The organism is Methylobacterium sp. C1 (assembly GCF_001854385.1).
GTDB classification, from domain to species: Bacteria; Pseudomonadota; Alphaproteobacteria; order Rhizobiales; family Beijerinckiaceae; genus Methylobacterium; species Methylobacterium radiotolerans.
In genome coordinates, this window is record NZ_CP017640.1 from 2,221,636 (window position 1) to 2,235,788 (window position 14,153).

A 14,153-nucleotide genomic window follows, 5' to 3' on the forward strand; every position below is an offset into this window, starting at 1 on the left:
AGGTTTCGGCCCGTCAGAGCCGGGCGGTGATCGTCGCCAGCACCGTGAACGGCGCCCCGGGGGTGTTGTTGGTCGCGTTGGTCGGCGCCTCGATGTAGCGCGCGTTCGTCAGGTTGCGCATGTTCACCGACAGGCGCCAGTGGGCGTCGAAATCGTAGTACACGAGCGCGTCGAGCCGGTTGTAGGCGCCCACGGTGAAGCTGTTGTCGAGGTCGCCGTAGCGTCGGCCGACATGGGTGACGCCGAAGCCGAGCCCGAGCCCGCGCAGCGGGCCGTCCTGGAACGCGTAGGTCGTCCACAGGCTGCCGCTGAACACCGGCACGCCGGCGAGCCGGTTGCCGACCGCGAAGGTCGTGTCCTTGGTGATCCGCGCGTCGATCAGGCCGACGCTGCCGATGATGCTCCACCCGGGCAGGATCTCACCGGCGAGATCGGCCTCGACACCCCGCGACCGCTGCTGGCCGGTGATGACCGAGAAGGTGGGATTGCGCGGGTCGGTGGCCGCGACGTTGTCCCGGACGATCTGGAAGGCGGCCGCGCTCAGGGTCAGGCCGGGCGTGAGATCGACCCGGGTGCCGGCCTCGACCTGCTCGCCCGTGCTGGGCGGGGGGCTCGCCACGTTCAGCACGCTGGCGGTCTGCGGCAGGAACGACGTGGCGTAGCTCGCGTAGAAGGTCAGCGGCTCGAACGGCCGGTAGATCAGCCCGACCCGCGGCGAGGCGCCGAACAGGGTCTGCTCGGGCGGCTGGGTCCGCGAGGCCGGCTGGCGGTTGAAATAGTACTGGCTGCCGAGATCGAACCGGGCCCCGACGACGAGCTGCAAGCCCGGCGCCAGCACGATCTGGTCCTGGACGTAGAGCCCGAACACCTCCAGCTTCTGCTTCAGGTCGGCCTGGAACTGGAGCGGCTGGAAGGCCGCGCCGAACATCGGGTTGAGGAAGCTGACCGGGGCGAGGTTGCCCTGCTGGGAGAAGGCGTGGCGGAAGCCGTTCGAGTACTCGAACCCGAGGAGCGCCGTATGGGCGAAGCCGAAGGTGTCGAACTTCATCACGGCCTCGGTCTGGCTGTCGACCGCGGCGAAGCGCGAGTTGACCGTGGCTTCGCGCCGGCTCAGCAGCGTGCCGGCATTGTTGACCGATAGGGCACGGGCCGCGAACACGTCGAACGTGCCCCATTGCCCGGCGATGACCTGCCGGAGCGTCAGGTTCTCGTTGACGTCGTGCTCGGCCCGCATGGTGATCGTGTTGAAGGCGCCGAAGTAGCGCGAGGACGGCTCACCGTAGAACCGGCCGATGTTGTCGAGCGGGACGCGGCCGCGGAAGGCCACCAGCCCCTCGTCGTACTGGGTGTGCTGGTTGGTGAATTCCGAGTTCACGTAGACCCGGGTGTCGGCGCTCGGCGTCCAGCTGAAGGCCGGCGCCACGAAGACGCGCCGGTTGGTGTCGCCGCCGTAATTGCGGAAGGTCGGATCCTCCTGGGCGGCGAAGCTCAGGCGCGCGGCGAGTCCTTCGACGGCGGGCAGCGCGCTCGACACGGAGCCCTGGAAGCGCCGGAAGCCGAAGCTGCCACCCTGAACACTCGCGTCGGCCGTGGGCTCGAATGTCGGCCGGCGGGTCACGATGTTGATGACGCCGCCGGGATCTCCCCGCCCGAACAGCACCGAGGCCGGTCCCTTGATCACCTCGACGCGCTCCGCATCCACGAGGTCGCGCGTCACCGGGTAGAAGTTGATGGCCGGATCGACCAGCACGCCGTCGACGGCGAAGACCTGCGTGGAGAAGCCGCGGATCAGGTAGTTCTGCGACCGTCCCTGCACCGTGCTGCCGAGAACCACGTTGCTGACGTTGGTCACGGCATCGGTCAGCCGCAGGTCCTGCTGGTCGGTGATCACCGAGCGGGGCACGACGTTGATCGATTGCGGCGAGTCGCGCACCGGCGTGTCGGTGCGCGTGGCGGTCGCGGAGCGCGTCGCCCGGTAGCCGACGACGGGACCGTCGGCCCGCTCGCTGACGGGGCCCGTGCCCGCAACACTGAGTTCGGAGAGAACGACCTCGTCGGCGACCGGCTCGGATTGCGCGCGGATCTCTGTCGGCGCGAGCAGAAGGAGCGACGTCGCGAGCCCAGTGCTGCAGAAATTCAGGCGCGACCGGCAGTATTTGATGCGATCGACGACGTCGATCCGGGCGGCAGACATGCTTTAAAATCGTTCTCAAGAGCGACGTATCGACGCGATGCGGTATTTCTAGATTGCATACGCCGTCTTTTCTCAACGCCGATCGGGAAAGCCGCGGGTGACGCGCGCATCCTCTGCCCGGATGTGGCGCGGAAGGCACGTTTTGAGCGGCAATGCTTTGAAATGATTCAAAGATACCGACCTTTGCGTGTGCAATGCTGGGCTTTGCAACCGGCAACGGCCCGGGGCGCGCCGGGCGCGGGCCGACTCACGGCGACGCGCCCCGCCGGGGGCTACGCGGCGTCGCCCGTGAGAACGGCCGGCCGGCCCGCGCGAGGGGGGGGTCGCGGGCCGGCCGGCGTACCGCGCGCCGGATCCGGCCCGCGATCGTGATGGCGGCGGTGAGGGCGCGTCGCCGGTGGGGCCCGGGGCGCGCAGCGGCGCCGGGATCAGCGGCCGCGGGCCGATCCGGGAGCGCCGGGGTCGGCAGGCGGCCGTCGAGCCCGGCGTCGAGCCGCGCGCGGAGCGGGCGATCGCCGCGGCGACGTCGGAATCGGGGAGCGCGGCCGGGTCGCAGTCCGGCGCGGTGGCGCGCTCCCGACGGGGTCGCGGCGAACCGGTCGCCGCTCCCGGCCCCGCTCCGCGCCGTCATGGGGGCGCTGTCCGGGTTGCGGGTCGATGCCGACCGGATCTCCGCCCGCAGGGTCGCGGCCACGCGGCCGAGGTCCTGCAGGGCGGTGCGGTGAAAGCCGGCGCGCGCGCAACGGGCCCCGGCGGCGTCGAGGATGTGCGCGCGCCGGGCGGGCGGGTGGCCGCGGTCTCCGGCGCCCCGTCCGCCGCGCCGGTCACGACCCGGGCTGCGCCGCGGCGGCGACCGGCGCGACGCGGCTCTGATCCTTGCCCAGGCTGGCGACGGCGCAGGATTGCGGTCCCTGACGGAGGTCCGCGCAGATCCGGGCCTGCCAGCCATCCGGGCCGGCGCCGGTCCAGTTGATCAGCGCCAGCCAAGCGAGGGCCAGGACGGCGCCGAAGGTCAGGTTGGCGGGGGTGCAGACGCTGCGGACGAGGGCGAGCGCGCCCGGGCCGCGGGCGCCGAAGCGCTGGGCATCGAGATCGGACCAGCGGCCTTCGAGGGTGAGAGCCATCGCGCGCTCCTGTTTGCCCCACCCTTGTAATGAACGTTCATTCTCATGTCAATGAACGTTCATTCTCATCGCGGCCGCGGGACGGGCGTAGCTGCGGCGATCCGCGGCCGGGGCAGGGTTCGCCGGGCGGGGGGCCGAGCGCGCGGCCGAGTCCCCGGCAGCGCTTCAGGGGCGCCCGGGCGGCCGTCCGGGACGGTGCGCGGGAGAGATGCCTCTCGGGGGGCGATCGCCGTCGCGCCTCCCGCCGCGCTCCGGCAGCCCGGGACCGGTCCGGGTTCGGTGCGCGCGATGGGTCAGGGCGAGGCGGGGCCGGAGCACGCGATCCGCGGCCCTGCCGCGGCGGCCTCGGCGCGCCCGGGAACCCCGTCCCGGACGCGCCCGGGGGCTGCCGTCAGCCGAGCGTGGCCGGCTTGAGGGCGCCGGTCCGGTCGTGGAAGTCCGGGCCGTTGGTGGTGCGGGCCACGTGGCCGGCGCGGATCAGGTAGTCGCCGAAATGCTCGCCCGGCTGCCGGCCCCTCGCGTAGTCGGCGAACAGCGGGTCGAGGGTGTCGCGGATCTCGGAGGCCGCCACGTCCTCCTTGTAGAGCTTGCTCAGCCGCGAGCCGTCGTGGGCCGCGCCGAGATAGAGGTGATAGCGCTCGGGGCCGCGGCCCACGAGGCCGATCTCGGAGATGAACGGCCGGGCGCATCCGTTCGGGCAGCCGGTGGAGCGGATCGTGATCTCCTCCTCGGCGAGCCCGTGGGACGCGAGGCTCTCCTCCAGCTCGGTCATCAGGTCCGGCAGGTAGCGCTCGCTCTCGGCCAGCGCGAGGCCGCAGGTCGGCAGGGCCACGCAGGCGAGCGAGCTGCGCCGGAGCGCGCTCGCGCCCCGGGTCAGGCCGTACTCATCGACGAGGGCGTCGATCTCGGCGCGCTTCTCGGCCGGGACGTTGGCGATGATCACGTTCTGGTTGCCGGTCAGGCGGAAATCGCCCTGGTGGACCTCGGCGATGCGGCGCAGACCCGAGAGGAATTGCGGGCCGCCGTCGATGTCCTTGATCCGGCCCGAGGGCACGTAGAGCGTCAGGTGGTGGCGGCCGTCGTCGCCCTCGACCCAGCCGTAGCGGTCGCCGTTGCCCGTGAAGGTGAAGGGCTTGGGCGCGCCGAGCTTCTTGCCGACCCGCTTCTCCACCTCGGCCCGGAAGGCGTCGAGGCCGTAGCGCTCGATCGTGTACTTGAGCCGGGCGTTCTTGCGGTTCTTGCGGTTGCCCCAGTCGCGCTGGACCGTCATCACGGCTTCCGCGACCTTCAGGGCGTCCTCGGGCTTCACGAAGCCCATCACGTCGGCGGTGCGCGGGAAGGTGTCGGGCTCGCCGTGGGTCATGCCCATGCCGCCGCCCACCGTGACGTTCCAGCCGGTGACCTGGTTCTTCTTGTCGAGGATCGCGATGAAGCCGAGGTCGTGGGCGAAGATGTCGACCTCGTTGGAGGGCGGCACCGCCACGACGGTCTTGAACTTCCGCGGCAGGTAGGTCCGGCCGTAGACCGGCTCGACCTCGGCCTCGTCCTCGCCGCCGACCACGCGCTCGCCGTCGAGCCAGATCTCGCGCCACGCGCTGGTCTTCGGCAGCAGCGAGTCGGAGATGTCCTTGGCGAGCTGGTAGGCGGCCTTGTGGGCGCCGGTCTGGGCCGGGTTCGTCGCCGCCATGACGTTGCGGTTGACGTCGCCGCAGGCCGCGATCGTGTCGAGCAGCGCGCCGTCGATGGCGGCCATCGTGCGCTTCAGGTTCGACTTGATCACGCCGTGGTACTGGAAGGTCTGGCGCGTGGTCGCGCGCAGCGCCCCGCCCGCGTAGGTCCGGGCGATGTCGTCGAGGATCAGCCACTGCTTCGGGGTGATGACGCCGCCGGCGATGCGTAGGCGGATCATGAAGCTGTAGGCCTTGTCGAGCTTCTTCTTGGTCCGCTCGGGGCGCAGGTCGCGGTCGTCCTGCAGGTACATCCCGTGGAACTTCACGAGCTGCCCGTCATCCTCCGAGATCGCCCCGGTGGCGTGCTTCAGGAGCCCGTCCGCCAGCGTGCCGCGGAGGTAGCCGCTGGCGATCTTGATGTGCTCGTTCGCGGCGAGTTTCTCCGCGCGCGCGGCCTCGGCATCCGTGATCGGCCGGGAGGTCGGCGGGGTCTCGTAGACGCGCTTGGCCGGTGTGGCGGCAGGGCCGGGGGCCGGGGTCTCGGCGGCGTCGCGGGGGCTGTGGTCGTCCATGGGGTGAATCCGTCTGTCTGAACGCGTCTTCCTCCCCGGTGGGGAGGGGGCGAGCGGAGCGAAGCCGGTGCAGGACTGGAACCGGATCCGCGACCTCGGGGTGAGGGCTGCGCCCTCTCCGGAACGACCTGATCCCTCACCCTGCCCCTCTCCCGCCCGGGAGAGGGGACCTGCGTCACGCCTGTCTCTGCCGCATCTCGTCGAAGGCCCCCCGCGGTGCGGGGAGCGGTGTGTCCTCAGTAAACGTCCTGCTGGTAGCGGTGGCTGCGCTCCAGAGCCGCGACCTGCGCCTCGGCGTCGGCGGCGCTCAGGCTCTTGGCCGTCTCGTAGGCCTTCACGACCGCGGCGCGCACGTCCTTGGCCATGTTCTTCGCGTCGCCGCAGACGTAGAGATGCGCGCCCCCGTCCAGCCAGGAGACCAGCTCCTGCGCGTGCTGGGTGATCCGGTCCTGCACGTAGACCTTCTCCGGCTGGTCCCGCGAGAAGGCGACGTCGATCTTGGTGAGCGACCCGTCCTCCAGGGCGTCCTGCCACTCGAGCTGGTACAGGAAGTCGTGGGTGAAGTGCCGGTCGCCGAAGAACAGCCACGACCGCCCGGGGGCTTCCACGGCCCGGCGCTCCTGCACGAAGGCGCGGAACGGCGCGACGCCGGTGCCGGGGCCGACCATGATGATGTCGGTGGCCGGATCCTGCGGCAGGCGGAAGTGGCGGTTCGGCTTCAGCCGCACCCGCAGCTTGGCGCCGTCGCGGATCCGGTCGGCGACGTGGACCGAGGCGACGCCCGAGCGGGCCCGGCCGTGGGTCTCGTAGCGCACCGCCGCGATGGCGAGGTGGACCTCGTCGCCCACCTCCTTGCGGGAGGAGGCGATCGAGTAGGCCCGCGGCGGCAGCGGCCGGGTGATCGTGCCGATATGCTCGGCCGTGAGCTTCGCCGGGTAGGTCTCCAGCAGGTCGATCAGGTGCCGGCCCTCGATCCAGGCCTTGGCCTCGCCGCTGTCGATGAGCGTCTGCGCGTCCGCGTGGCCGGTGGCCTTGACGAACCGCTCGATCGTGGCGGCCGAGAGCGTGGTGATGTCCCGCTCGGCGAGCAGGGCCCGGCGCAGGGCCTCGTCGCCCGCGAGACCGGCGGCGTTCAGGATCTCGTCCACCAGCTGCGGGTCGTTCTCGGGGAAGATCTCCAGCGAGTCGCCCGGCTCGTAGGCCGGCGCGCCGTCCTCGAAGGCCAGCGCGAGGTGGATCGTCTCCTTGTCGGAGCGCGACGAGTTGAGGTTCACGTGCTCGACGACCTCGACCACCAGGGGCTCGCGGCTCGGCTCGGCCTCGTCGTCCTCGCCGGCGCCGGCGCGGGCGAAGTCCACCGCCACGACGTTGTCGGGCTGCTCCGCCGGGGCGAGCGCCTTCAGCGCGCCCTTGATCCAGTCGGCGGCGGGCTTCTCGAAGTCGAGGTCGAGGTCGGCGCGCTCGGCGGCGCGCTTAGCCCCCAGGGCCTCGAAGCGCGCGTCGAGCGCCTTACCGATGGCGCAGAACTCCGCGTAGGAGGTGTCGCCGAGCGACAGGACCGCGAACTCGACGCCGTCGAGGCGCGGGGCGCCCTCCCCCATCAGCTCGCCGTAGGCCCGCACGGCCCGGGCCGGCGGCTCGCCCTCGCCCCAGGTCGCCGCGATGGCGATCAGCTTGCCGGCCTTGGGCAGGGTCGCGACGTCGAGGTCGGAGAAGTCCACGACCTTCGGCTTGAAGCCCTGCTTGCGCGCGAGCTTGGCGACGTTGCCGGCAAGCGCCTCGGAGTTCCCCGATTCGCTGGCGTAGATCACGGTGAGCGGCGCGGCGGCCTTGGGCGGGGCGGCCGGCACCGCGGCCGGCTGGCCGCCCGCGGCGTCGAGCCCGGCCAGGAAGCCGGCGAGCCAGGCGCGCTGCGTGGGGCTCGCGGTGCCGAGCACCGCGTCGAGGCTGGCGCGCTCGCCGTCCCCGAACGGGGCGGTGCGCGGGAGGAGATTGGGGCGGGACATCACGGGACCATGTCGGGGCCGGTAGGGCCTGTGTCAATCGAGAAACGTTCGTTTTGCAGAACGGGCGGCGTATAGGACATCACATTCGCTGCGCTGCGAAAAAAGAGAATATCATTCTCCCACCACGGCCAGCACCGGGGCCGTCCCCGGCAGGTGCCGCCCGTTCTTGGGCGGCGCCGGCAGCGGCAGCGCCGTGGTGGACTTCACCTTCTCCATGGCGAAGCGGGAAGTGACGTTCTTGAGCGGCAGCACCGCGATGAGGTGCTTGTAGAAGCTGTCATAGGCCTGCATGTCGGCGACGACGACCCGCAGCATGTAGTCCACGTCGCCGGCCATCCGGTAGAACTCGAGCACCTCCGGCATGGCCGAGACGGTTGCGGCGAAGCGCTGCAGCCACTCCTGGGAATGGTCGGCCGTCTCGATGGACACGAACACGGTCAGCCCGAGGCCGAGCTTCACCGGGTCGAGCACCGCGACCCGGCGGTCGATGACCCCGTCGGCCTCCAGCTTCTGGATGCGCTTCCAGCACGGGGTCTGCGACAGGCCCACGCGCTCGCCGATCGCCGCGATGGACAGCGTGGCGTCCGTCTGCAGCAGGGCGAGAATCTTCAGATCGATCGCGTCCAAAGCCGTCTCCGTGGGCTTCCGCCGCGCGCGGGGCGCGGGCGCATATACGTGTCTACCGGCACCGGTGAGAAGAATCTTTTACCTCGGGCCCATGCTGCCCGCGCCGGAAGCTGTGCGCAACCGCACGCCGAACCGCCGGTCCGACCCGGTCGAGCGCGCCGGGGCGCCTTGACTTCGTTCGGTATAGCGAACATTTCGACCGCTCGACAACAGGCGCGGCGCGGGCCGTGGCCTTTCCATCACGCGAACCCCGGGACATGGCGCGATGACCCGTCCGGACCGACAGGCGGCCGACTCCCTCGCGGAGCGGCTGTCCGGGCTCGACCTTCCAGGCCGCCTCCACCTGATCGCCGCGGAGATCCCCGGCCGCCTCGTCTTCACGACGAGCCTCGGGGTCGAGGATCAGGCACTCACCCACGCCCTGGCCATGGCGGGCCTCGCGAAGGGGCGCGTCGAGATCGTCACCCTGGATACCGGCCGCCTCTTCGCCGAGACCTACGACACCTGGACCGAGACCGAATCGGCCTACGGCATCCGGATCACCGCCTACGCGCCCGAGCGCGCGGCCGCGGAGGAATTCGTGCGGGCCGAGGGCATCAACGGCTTCCGGCGCTCGGTCGCCGCCCGGCAGGCCTGCTGCGGCTTCCGCAAGGTCGAGCCGCTCGGCCGCGCGCTCGCCGGCGCGAGCGGCTGGCTCACCGGGCTGCGGGCCGGCCAGTCGGCCAACCGCGCCGCGACGCCGCTCGCCGCGCTCGACGCGGAGCGCGGCCTGATCAAGCTGAACCCGCTCGCCGACTGGTCGCGGGAGCAGGTCGACCGCTTCGTGCGCGACAATTTCGTGCCCTACAACGTCCTGCACGATCGCGGATTCCCGTCGATCGGCTGCGCCCCCTGCACCCGGGCCGTGAGGCTCGGCGAGCCGGAGCGGGCCGGCCGCTGGTGGTGGGAGCAGGAAGACAAGAAGGAGTGCGGCCTACACGTCGGACGCACCGGCGCGTCGGTGCAGCCGGGCCAGGAGCCCGCAATCCTCGAGCCCGCAATCCTCGAGCCCGCCGCCTTCAAGACCACCCCGAATCAGACAGCCCGCCAGCCGGAGTTCGCCCGATGAGCGCCGCCCTCGCCGCCGCCGTGCAGCCGAGCGCCCCCGCGTCCGCACAGACCGCCGACCGCCTCAGCCACCTCAAGCGGCTGGAGGCCGAGGCCATCCACATCTTCCGGGAGACGGTCGCCGAGACCGAGAACCCGGTGATGCTCTACTCGATCGGCAAGGATTCCTCGGTCCTGCTGCACCTCGCCCTCAAGGCCTTCGCGCCCGGGCGGCTGCCGTTCCCGCTGCTCCACGTCGACACCACGTGGAAGTTCCGCGAGATGATCGCCTTCCGCGACGCCCGGGCGAAGGAGCTCGGCCTCGACCTTCTCGTCCACACCAACCCCGACGGGCTCGCCCGCGGCGTCGGCCCGGTGAGCCACGGCTCCGAGGTCCACACCGACGTGATGAAGACGCAGGCCCTGCGGCAGGCGCTCGACAAGCACAAGTTCGACGCCGCCTTCGGCGGCGCCCGCCGCGACGAGGAGGCGAGCCGCGCCAAGGAGCGGATCATCTCCTTGCGCACCGCGCAGCACCGCTGGGACCCGAAGCGCCAGCGCGCCGAGCCCTGGCACCTCTACAATCTCAAGAAGAAGCGCGGCGAGTCGCTGCGGGTCTTCCCGCTGTCGAACTGGACCGAGCTCGACATCTGGCTCTACATCGAGCAGGAAAACATTCCGATCGTGCCGCTCTACTTCGCCCAGGAGCGGCCAGTGGTGGAGCGCGAGGGCCAGCTGATCATGGTCGACGACGAGCGGCTGCCGCTCGAGCCCGGCGAGACCCCGCAGCAGCGCCTCGTCCGCTTCCGCACGCTCGGCTGCTACCCGCTGACCGGCGCGGTGGAGAGCGACGCCGCGACGCTCCCCGAGATCATCGGCGAGACGCTCGCCGCCCGGACCTCGGAGCGCCAGGGCCGGGTGATCGACAAGGACGGGGCCGGCGCCATGGAACGCAAGAAGCAGGAGGGGTACTTCTGATGACGGTGCACCAGGCTCCCACGGCCTTCGCCGACCGCGCCGCCGGCTACGCGGCCTTCCTCACCGCCCACCGCAACAAGGCGGTGCTGCGCTTCATCGCCTGCGGCTCGGTGGATGACGGCAAGTCGACCCTGATCGGGCGGCTCCTGCACGACACCAAGCAGATCTTCGACGACCAGATCTCGGCGCTCCAGCGGGATTCCCGCAAGCACGGGACGCAGGGCGCGGAGGTGGACCTCGCGCTGCTGGTGGACGGCCTCCAGGCCGAGCGCGAGCAGGGTATCACCATCGACGTCGCCTACCGGTTCTTCTCCACCGACAGGCGCTCCTTCATCGTGGCCGACACGCCGGGCCACGAGCAGTACACCCGCAACATGGCCACCGGCGCCTCGACGGCCGACGTGGCGGTGATCCTGGTGGACGCCCGCCAGGGCCTGACCCGCCAGACGCGGCGCCACGCGCTGCTGGTCTCCAATCTCGGGATCCGCCGGGTGGTGCTCGCGGTGAACAAGATGGACCTCGCCGGCTGGGCGCAGGGCACCTTCGACGGCATCGTGTCGGGGTTCTCGGACTTCGCCCGCGGGCTGAACTTCGCCGAGGTCAAGGCGATCCCGCTCTCGGCCAAGAACGGCGACAACGTCGTGGACGCGGGCGTCGCGGCGCCCTGGTACACGGGCGGCACCCTGCTCCACTACCTCGAGACCGTGCCGGTCCACGCGGAGGCGCTCAACGCGCCGTTCCGGATGGCGGTGCAGTGGGTCAACCGGCCCAATTCCGAGTTCCGCGGCTACAGCGGCCGGATCGCCAGCGGCCGGGTGCGCCCGGGCGATTCGGTGACGGTGCAGCCCTCCGGCCGGACCTCCACGGTGGCGCGGATCTACACCGCCGACGGCGACCTGCCCGAGGCCGGCGAGGACGAGTCGGTGACCCTGGTGCTCGCCGATCAGATCGACGCCTCGCGCGGGCAGGTGATCGTGGCGACGGGCGCGCCGATGCGGGTCACCGAGACCCTCGACGCGCGCCTGTTCTGGGCGGCCGAGACCGATCTGGCGCCGGGCGCCAGCCTGTTCGCCAAGATCGGCACCGCCACGGTCACCGCGACCGTGGAGCGGATCGTCTCGCGCATCGACCCCGAGACCGGCAAGCCCGGCCCGGCCGAGCGCCTGTCGGCCAACGACATCGCCGACGTGGCCCTGCGCCTCGACCGGCCGGTGGCGGTGGACGCCTACGCGGAGAACCGCGAGACCGGCAGCCTGATCCTGATCGACCGCGAGACCACCGACACGGCGGCCCTCGGGCTGGTCCTGGCGCCGAAGGCGGAGGCCGCGCAGGCGGCGACGCCCGGTGCGGCGACCGGTGCGGCGACCGGTGCGAAGCCCGCGGAAGGGGCCGGGATCCTCGCCCGTCTCGGTCGCCTGTTCGGGCGCTGAGGCCGGGCGCGCGACGCGGCTCGCGCGCGGGCCCCCGTCTCCCGCACAGGAGAGGGGGCCGGCCGCGCTTCGCGTCGGTGATGACGGTGCGGGTCGCACCGCTCGGACGACGGATCAGACCAGCCTGAAGCGCAGTGCGCCGAGCCCTTCCAGCTCCGAGACCACCTCGTCGCCGGGCTTCAGCCAGGCCCGGTCCTTGCGCGGGATCTTCTCGCCGAAGATCACGCCCTGCGGCGTGCCCGTGTAGAAGATGTCGCCCGGCCGGATCGTCATCACCTTCGACGCGAAGCTGATGAGCTGGCGGCAGTTGAAGATCATGTCGTTGGTGCTCCAGTCCTGGCGCACCTGGCCGTTGACCAGCGTCTTCAGCTTGAGATTGTTCGGGTCCTTCACCCGGTCGGCGGTCACCAGGTAGGGGCCGAGCGGGGCGAACCCGTCCGAGGTCTTGCCGATCATGAACTGCGAGGTCAGCGTCTGGAGGTCCCGGGCGCTGAAATCGTTGCCCGTGCAGTAGCCGGCGAGATAATCGAGGGCGTCCGCCTCGGACACGTTCCGGCATTCCCGGCCGAACACCATCACCAGCTCGGTCTCGTAGTCGAATTCCCGCGCCGCCTGGGTCGGCAGCGCGATCGTGCCCCCGTGGTGGTTCAGGGCGTTGTTGTACTTGTTGAACAGCGGCGGGTCCTTGGGGATCGGCGTGCCGGTCTCCTCCGCGTGGTGGCGGTAGTTGAAGCCCATCATGATGATCTTCTCGGGCCGCGTGACCACCGGCGCGTAGGCGATGCCGGATTCCGCCAGCACGAAGCGCCCGTCGGGGGCGGCCTCGACCGCGTCGATCAGCGCCCGCAGCGCCGGGCCGCGCCCGTTCTGGAGGAGGTCGTCCATGTCGGCGGGGACCGGCATCCCGAGCGCCCGGCCGGCGGCGGCGACGTCGAGGACGCCGTCCTTCGTCTTCACGCCCAGGGCGTAGCCGTCGCCGCGGCGCATGTTGAGGAGGACCATGTCGCGGGGCATGCCGAAGGGGGGTGCCCCCGCCGGCGTGGATCTCGGCGCCGCCGTCTGCTCCTCGGCGGCGCGGGCCGGCGCCGCGGCGGCGGCCAGGCCGGCGGCCGTGGCGGTCAGGAATTCGCGTCGGTTGCCCATGCTGCCTCTCCTCCTCCGGTCGGCCCGTCTGGTCGCGGGCGTGAACCGGGCGGAGCCTGCACGGCCGGCGGCGGCGCCGCCAGGACCCGCGGCGGGGTCCGGGTGACGGCTCAGGCCGCCTGTGAGTCGGCGCCGAGCCCCCAGGCCCGCGCCAGCAGCGCGTAGGACTGGTGCCGCGCGGCCTGATCGGGGATCGCCGTGACGATCATCAGCTCGTCGGCCTGCGTGCGCGCGACCATGTCGGCGAGCCGGGCCCGCAGGGTCTCGGGGCCGCCCACGTGCAGGCGGTCGCGGCCGCGCTCGATCTGCATCCGTTCGCCGTCGGAATACGGGTAGGCCAGCGCCTCGGCGAGGCTCGGCAGCGGCCGGTACTCGCCCCGCTCCCGCCGCAGCGTCGCCAGCCGCGCGCTGGCCGCCAGCCGCTCGGCCTCCGCGTCCGTGGGGGCGCAGATCGCCGCCACCGCCAGGATCGCGTGGGGCTTCGCGCCGAGCCGCGTCGGCCGGAACCGGTTCCGGTAGTCCAGCATCGGCGGCTCCGCGGGCATCCCGGAGAAGTGCTGGGCGAAGCCGAAGCCGCAGCCGATCTCGCCGGCGAGGCGGGCGCTGTAATCGGAGGAGCCGAGCAGGAAGATCGGCGGCAGCGGCACGCCCGCGGGGCTCGCCTCGATCCGCGCGAACGGGTGACCTTCCGGGAAGCCGCCGTCCCAGAACAGCAATTCCTGCAGGCGGTCGAGGAAGTCGTCCCCGCCGCCCTCCCCCGGGGCCTCGCGGCGGCGCAGCGCCCGCGCGGTGAGGCCGTCCGTGCCCGGCGCCCGGCCGAGGCCGAGATCGATGCGGCCCGGGAACAGGGCCTCCAGCACCCGGAAGCGCTCGGCCACCATCAGCGGCGCGTGGTTCGGCAGCATGATCCCGCCCGAGCCGACCCGGAGGTTACGGGTCGCGGCGGCGATCTGGCCGATCATGATCTCGGGGGCCGGGCTCGCCACGTTGGGCAGGGCGTGGTGCTCGGCGAGCCAGTAGCGCCGGTAGCCGAGGCCGTCGACGTGGCGGGCGAGCGCCAGGGTGTCGTGCAGGGCCCGCGCCGGGGTGGACTCGGCGCTGACGAAGGAGAGGTCGAGGACGGAGAGCGGGGTCATGGGCAGGATCTGGTAACGATGATCCGGCAAAGCGAGGGCGGCCGCGCAGGAGAGCCCTGCGCCGCGCGCCGGGCGCGAGCGTCGGCTGCGTGCTGCGCACCGCCTTGCCGGCTCAGCGTCCCCGGCCTAGGGTCCGCCGCGCCGCAATATGGGCGGCGCCCGGGCATCCCTCGCCCACTTGATCCGG

10 protein-coding genes are annotated in these 14,153 nt (G+C 71.8%); 3 read left to right on the forward strand and 7 right to left on the reverse strand.

The features are described 5' to 3' along the window. Nucleotides 1–13: 13 nt before the first annotated feature. From BKE41_RS10240 to BKE41_RS10265, 5 genes are all read right to left on the reverse strand, one after another. Nucleotides 14–2,194 carry a TonB-dependent siderophore receptor gene (locus BKE41_RS10240; protein ID WP_070999300.1) on the reverse strand — a complete coding sequence of 727 codons (2,181 nt, stop codon included), beginning with the start codon at nucleotides 2,192–2,194 and terminating at the stop codon, nucleotides 14–16. An 824-nt stretch (nucleotides 2,195–3,018) separates the two neighbouring features. Beyond that, nucleotides 3,019–3,318 (reverse strand): hypothetical protein, encoded by a 300-nt coding sequence (locus tag BKE41_RS10250; RefSeq protein WP_012318764.1) that lies wholly within the window; start codon nucleotides 3,316–3,318, stop codon nucleotides 3,019–3,021. A gap of 391 nt (nucleotides 3,319–3,709) precedes the next feature. Then, nucleotides 3,710–5,560, reverse strand: a complete 1,851-nt coding sequence (locus tag BKE41_RS10255; protein ID WP_012318765.1) for an NADPH-dependent assimilatory sulfite reductase hemoprotein subunit — start codon at nucleotides 5,558–5,560, stop codon at nucleotides 3,710–3,712. 236 nt (nucleotides 5,561–5,796) lie between these two features. Further along, entirely contained in the window at nucleotides 5,797–7,566 is a 1,770-nt protein-coding gene (locus BKE41_RS10260; protein WP_024830361.1) for a flavodoxin domain-containing protein, read from the reverse strand. Nucleotides 7,567–7,677: 111 nt separating this feature from the next. Further along, complete coding sequence (locus BKE41_RS10265) at nucleotides 7,678–8,193, reverse strand: Lrp/AsnC family transcriptional regulator (RefSeq protein WP_010686224.1); 516 nt, start codon at nucleotides 8,191–8,193, stop codon at nucleotides 7,678–7,680. Nucleotides 8,194–8,458: 265 nt separating this feature from the next. Here BKE41_RS10265 and BKE41_RS10270 point away from each other — a divergent pair, with 265 nt between their 5' ends. Genes BKE41_RS10270 through cysN form a run of 3 tightly spaced genes read left to right on the forward strand, consistent with a single transcriptional unit; the run spans nucleotide 8,459 to nucleotide 11,687 of the window. Beyond that, on the forward strand, nucleotides 8,459–9,301 hold the full coding sequence (locus BKE41_RS10270; RefSeq protein ID WP_070999303.1) for a phosphoadenylyl-sulfate reductase: 843 nt from the start codon (nucleotides 8,459–8,461) through the stop codon (nucleotides 9,299–9,301). Then, on the forward strand, nucleotides 9,298–10,257 hold the full coding sequence (gene cysD, locus BKE41_RS10275) for a sulfate adenylyltransferase subunit CysD (RefSeq protein WP_012318768.1): 960 nt from the start codon (nucleotides 9,298–9,300) through the stop codon (nucleotides 10,255–10,257). The genes BKE41_RS10270 and cysD overlap by 4 nt, the downstream gene beginning before the upstream one ends. Further along, the gene (cysN, locus tag BKE41_RS10280) at nucleotides 10,257–11,687 is read left to right on the forward strand and encodes a sulfate adenylyltransferase subunit CysN (protein WP_012318769.1); all 1,431 of its coding nucleotides are present in this window, start codon (nucleotides 10,257–10,259) and stop codon (nucleotides 11,685–11,687) included. The genes cysD and cysN overlap by 1 nt, the downstream gene beginning before the upstream one ends. Nucleotides 11,688–11,801: 114 nt before the next feature. Here cysN and BKE41_RS10285 read toward each other — a convergent pair whose 3' ends face one another. Both BKE41_RS10285 and BKE41_RS10290 read right to left on the reverse strand, forming a co-directional pair. After that, a complete protein-coding gene (locus BKE41_RS10285) occupies nucleotides 11,802–12,830 on the reverse strand; it encodes a fumarylacetoacetate hydrolase family protein (protein ID WP_029361308.1) in 1,029 nt (342 codons plus the stop codon). Nucleotides 12,831–12,940: 110 nt separating this feature from the next. Then, entirely contained in the window at nucleotides 12,941–13,966 is a 1,026-nt protein-coding gene (locus BKE41_RS10290) for an LLM class flavin-dependent oxidoreductase (RefSeq protein ID WP_024830356.1), read from the reverse strand. Nucleotides 13,967–14,153 lie beyond the last annotated feature (187 nt).

What these genes read in the sequence shown, in the direction of transcription:
- BKE41_RS10240 (WP_070999300.1), bottom strand. Translation starts at nt 2,194, where the DNA reads ATGTCTGCCGCCCGGATCGACGTCGTCGATCGCATCAAATACTGCCGG.
- BKE41_RS10250 (WP_012318764.1), bottom strand. Translation starts at nt 3,318, where the DNA reads ATGGCTCTCACCCTCGAAGGCCGCTGGTCCGATCTCGATGCCCAGCGC.
- BKE41_RS10255 (WP_012318765.1), bottom strand. Translation starts at nt 5,560, where the DNA reads ATGGACGACCACAGCCCCCGCGACGCCGCCGAGACCCCGGCCCCCGGC.
- BKE41_RS10260 (WP_024830361.1), bottom strand. Translation starts at nt 7,566, where the DNA reads ATGTCCCGCCCCAATCTCCTCCCGCGCACCGCCCCGTTCGGGGACGGC.
- BKE41_RS10270 (WP_070999303.1), top strand. Translation starts at nt 8,459, where the DNA reads ATGACCCGTCCGGACCGACAGGCGGCCGACTCCCTCGCGGAGCGGCTG.
- cysD (WP_012318768.1), top strand. Translation starts at nt 9,298, where the DNA reads ATGAGCGCCGCCCTCGCCGCCGCCGTGCAGCCGAGCGCCCCCGCGTCC.
- cysN (WP_012318769.1), top strand. Translation starts at nt 10,257, where the DNA reads ATGACGGTGCACCAGGCTCCCACGGCCTTCGCCGACCGCGCCGCCGGC.
- BKE41_RS10285 (WP_029361308.1), bottom strand. Translation starts at nt 12,830, where the DNA reads ATGGGCAACCGACGCGAATTCCTGACCGCCACGGCCGCCGGCCTGGCC.
- BKE41_RS10290 (WP_024830356.1), bottom strand. Translation starts at nt 13,966, where the DNA reads ATGACCCCGCTCTCCGTCCTCGACCTCTCCTTCGTCAGCGCCGAGTCC.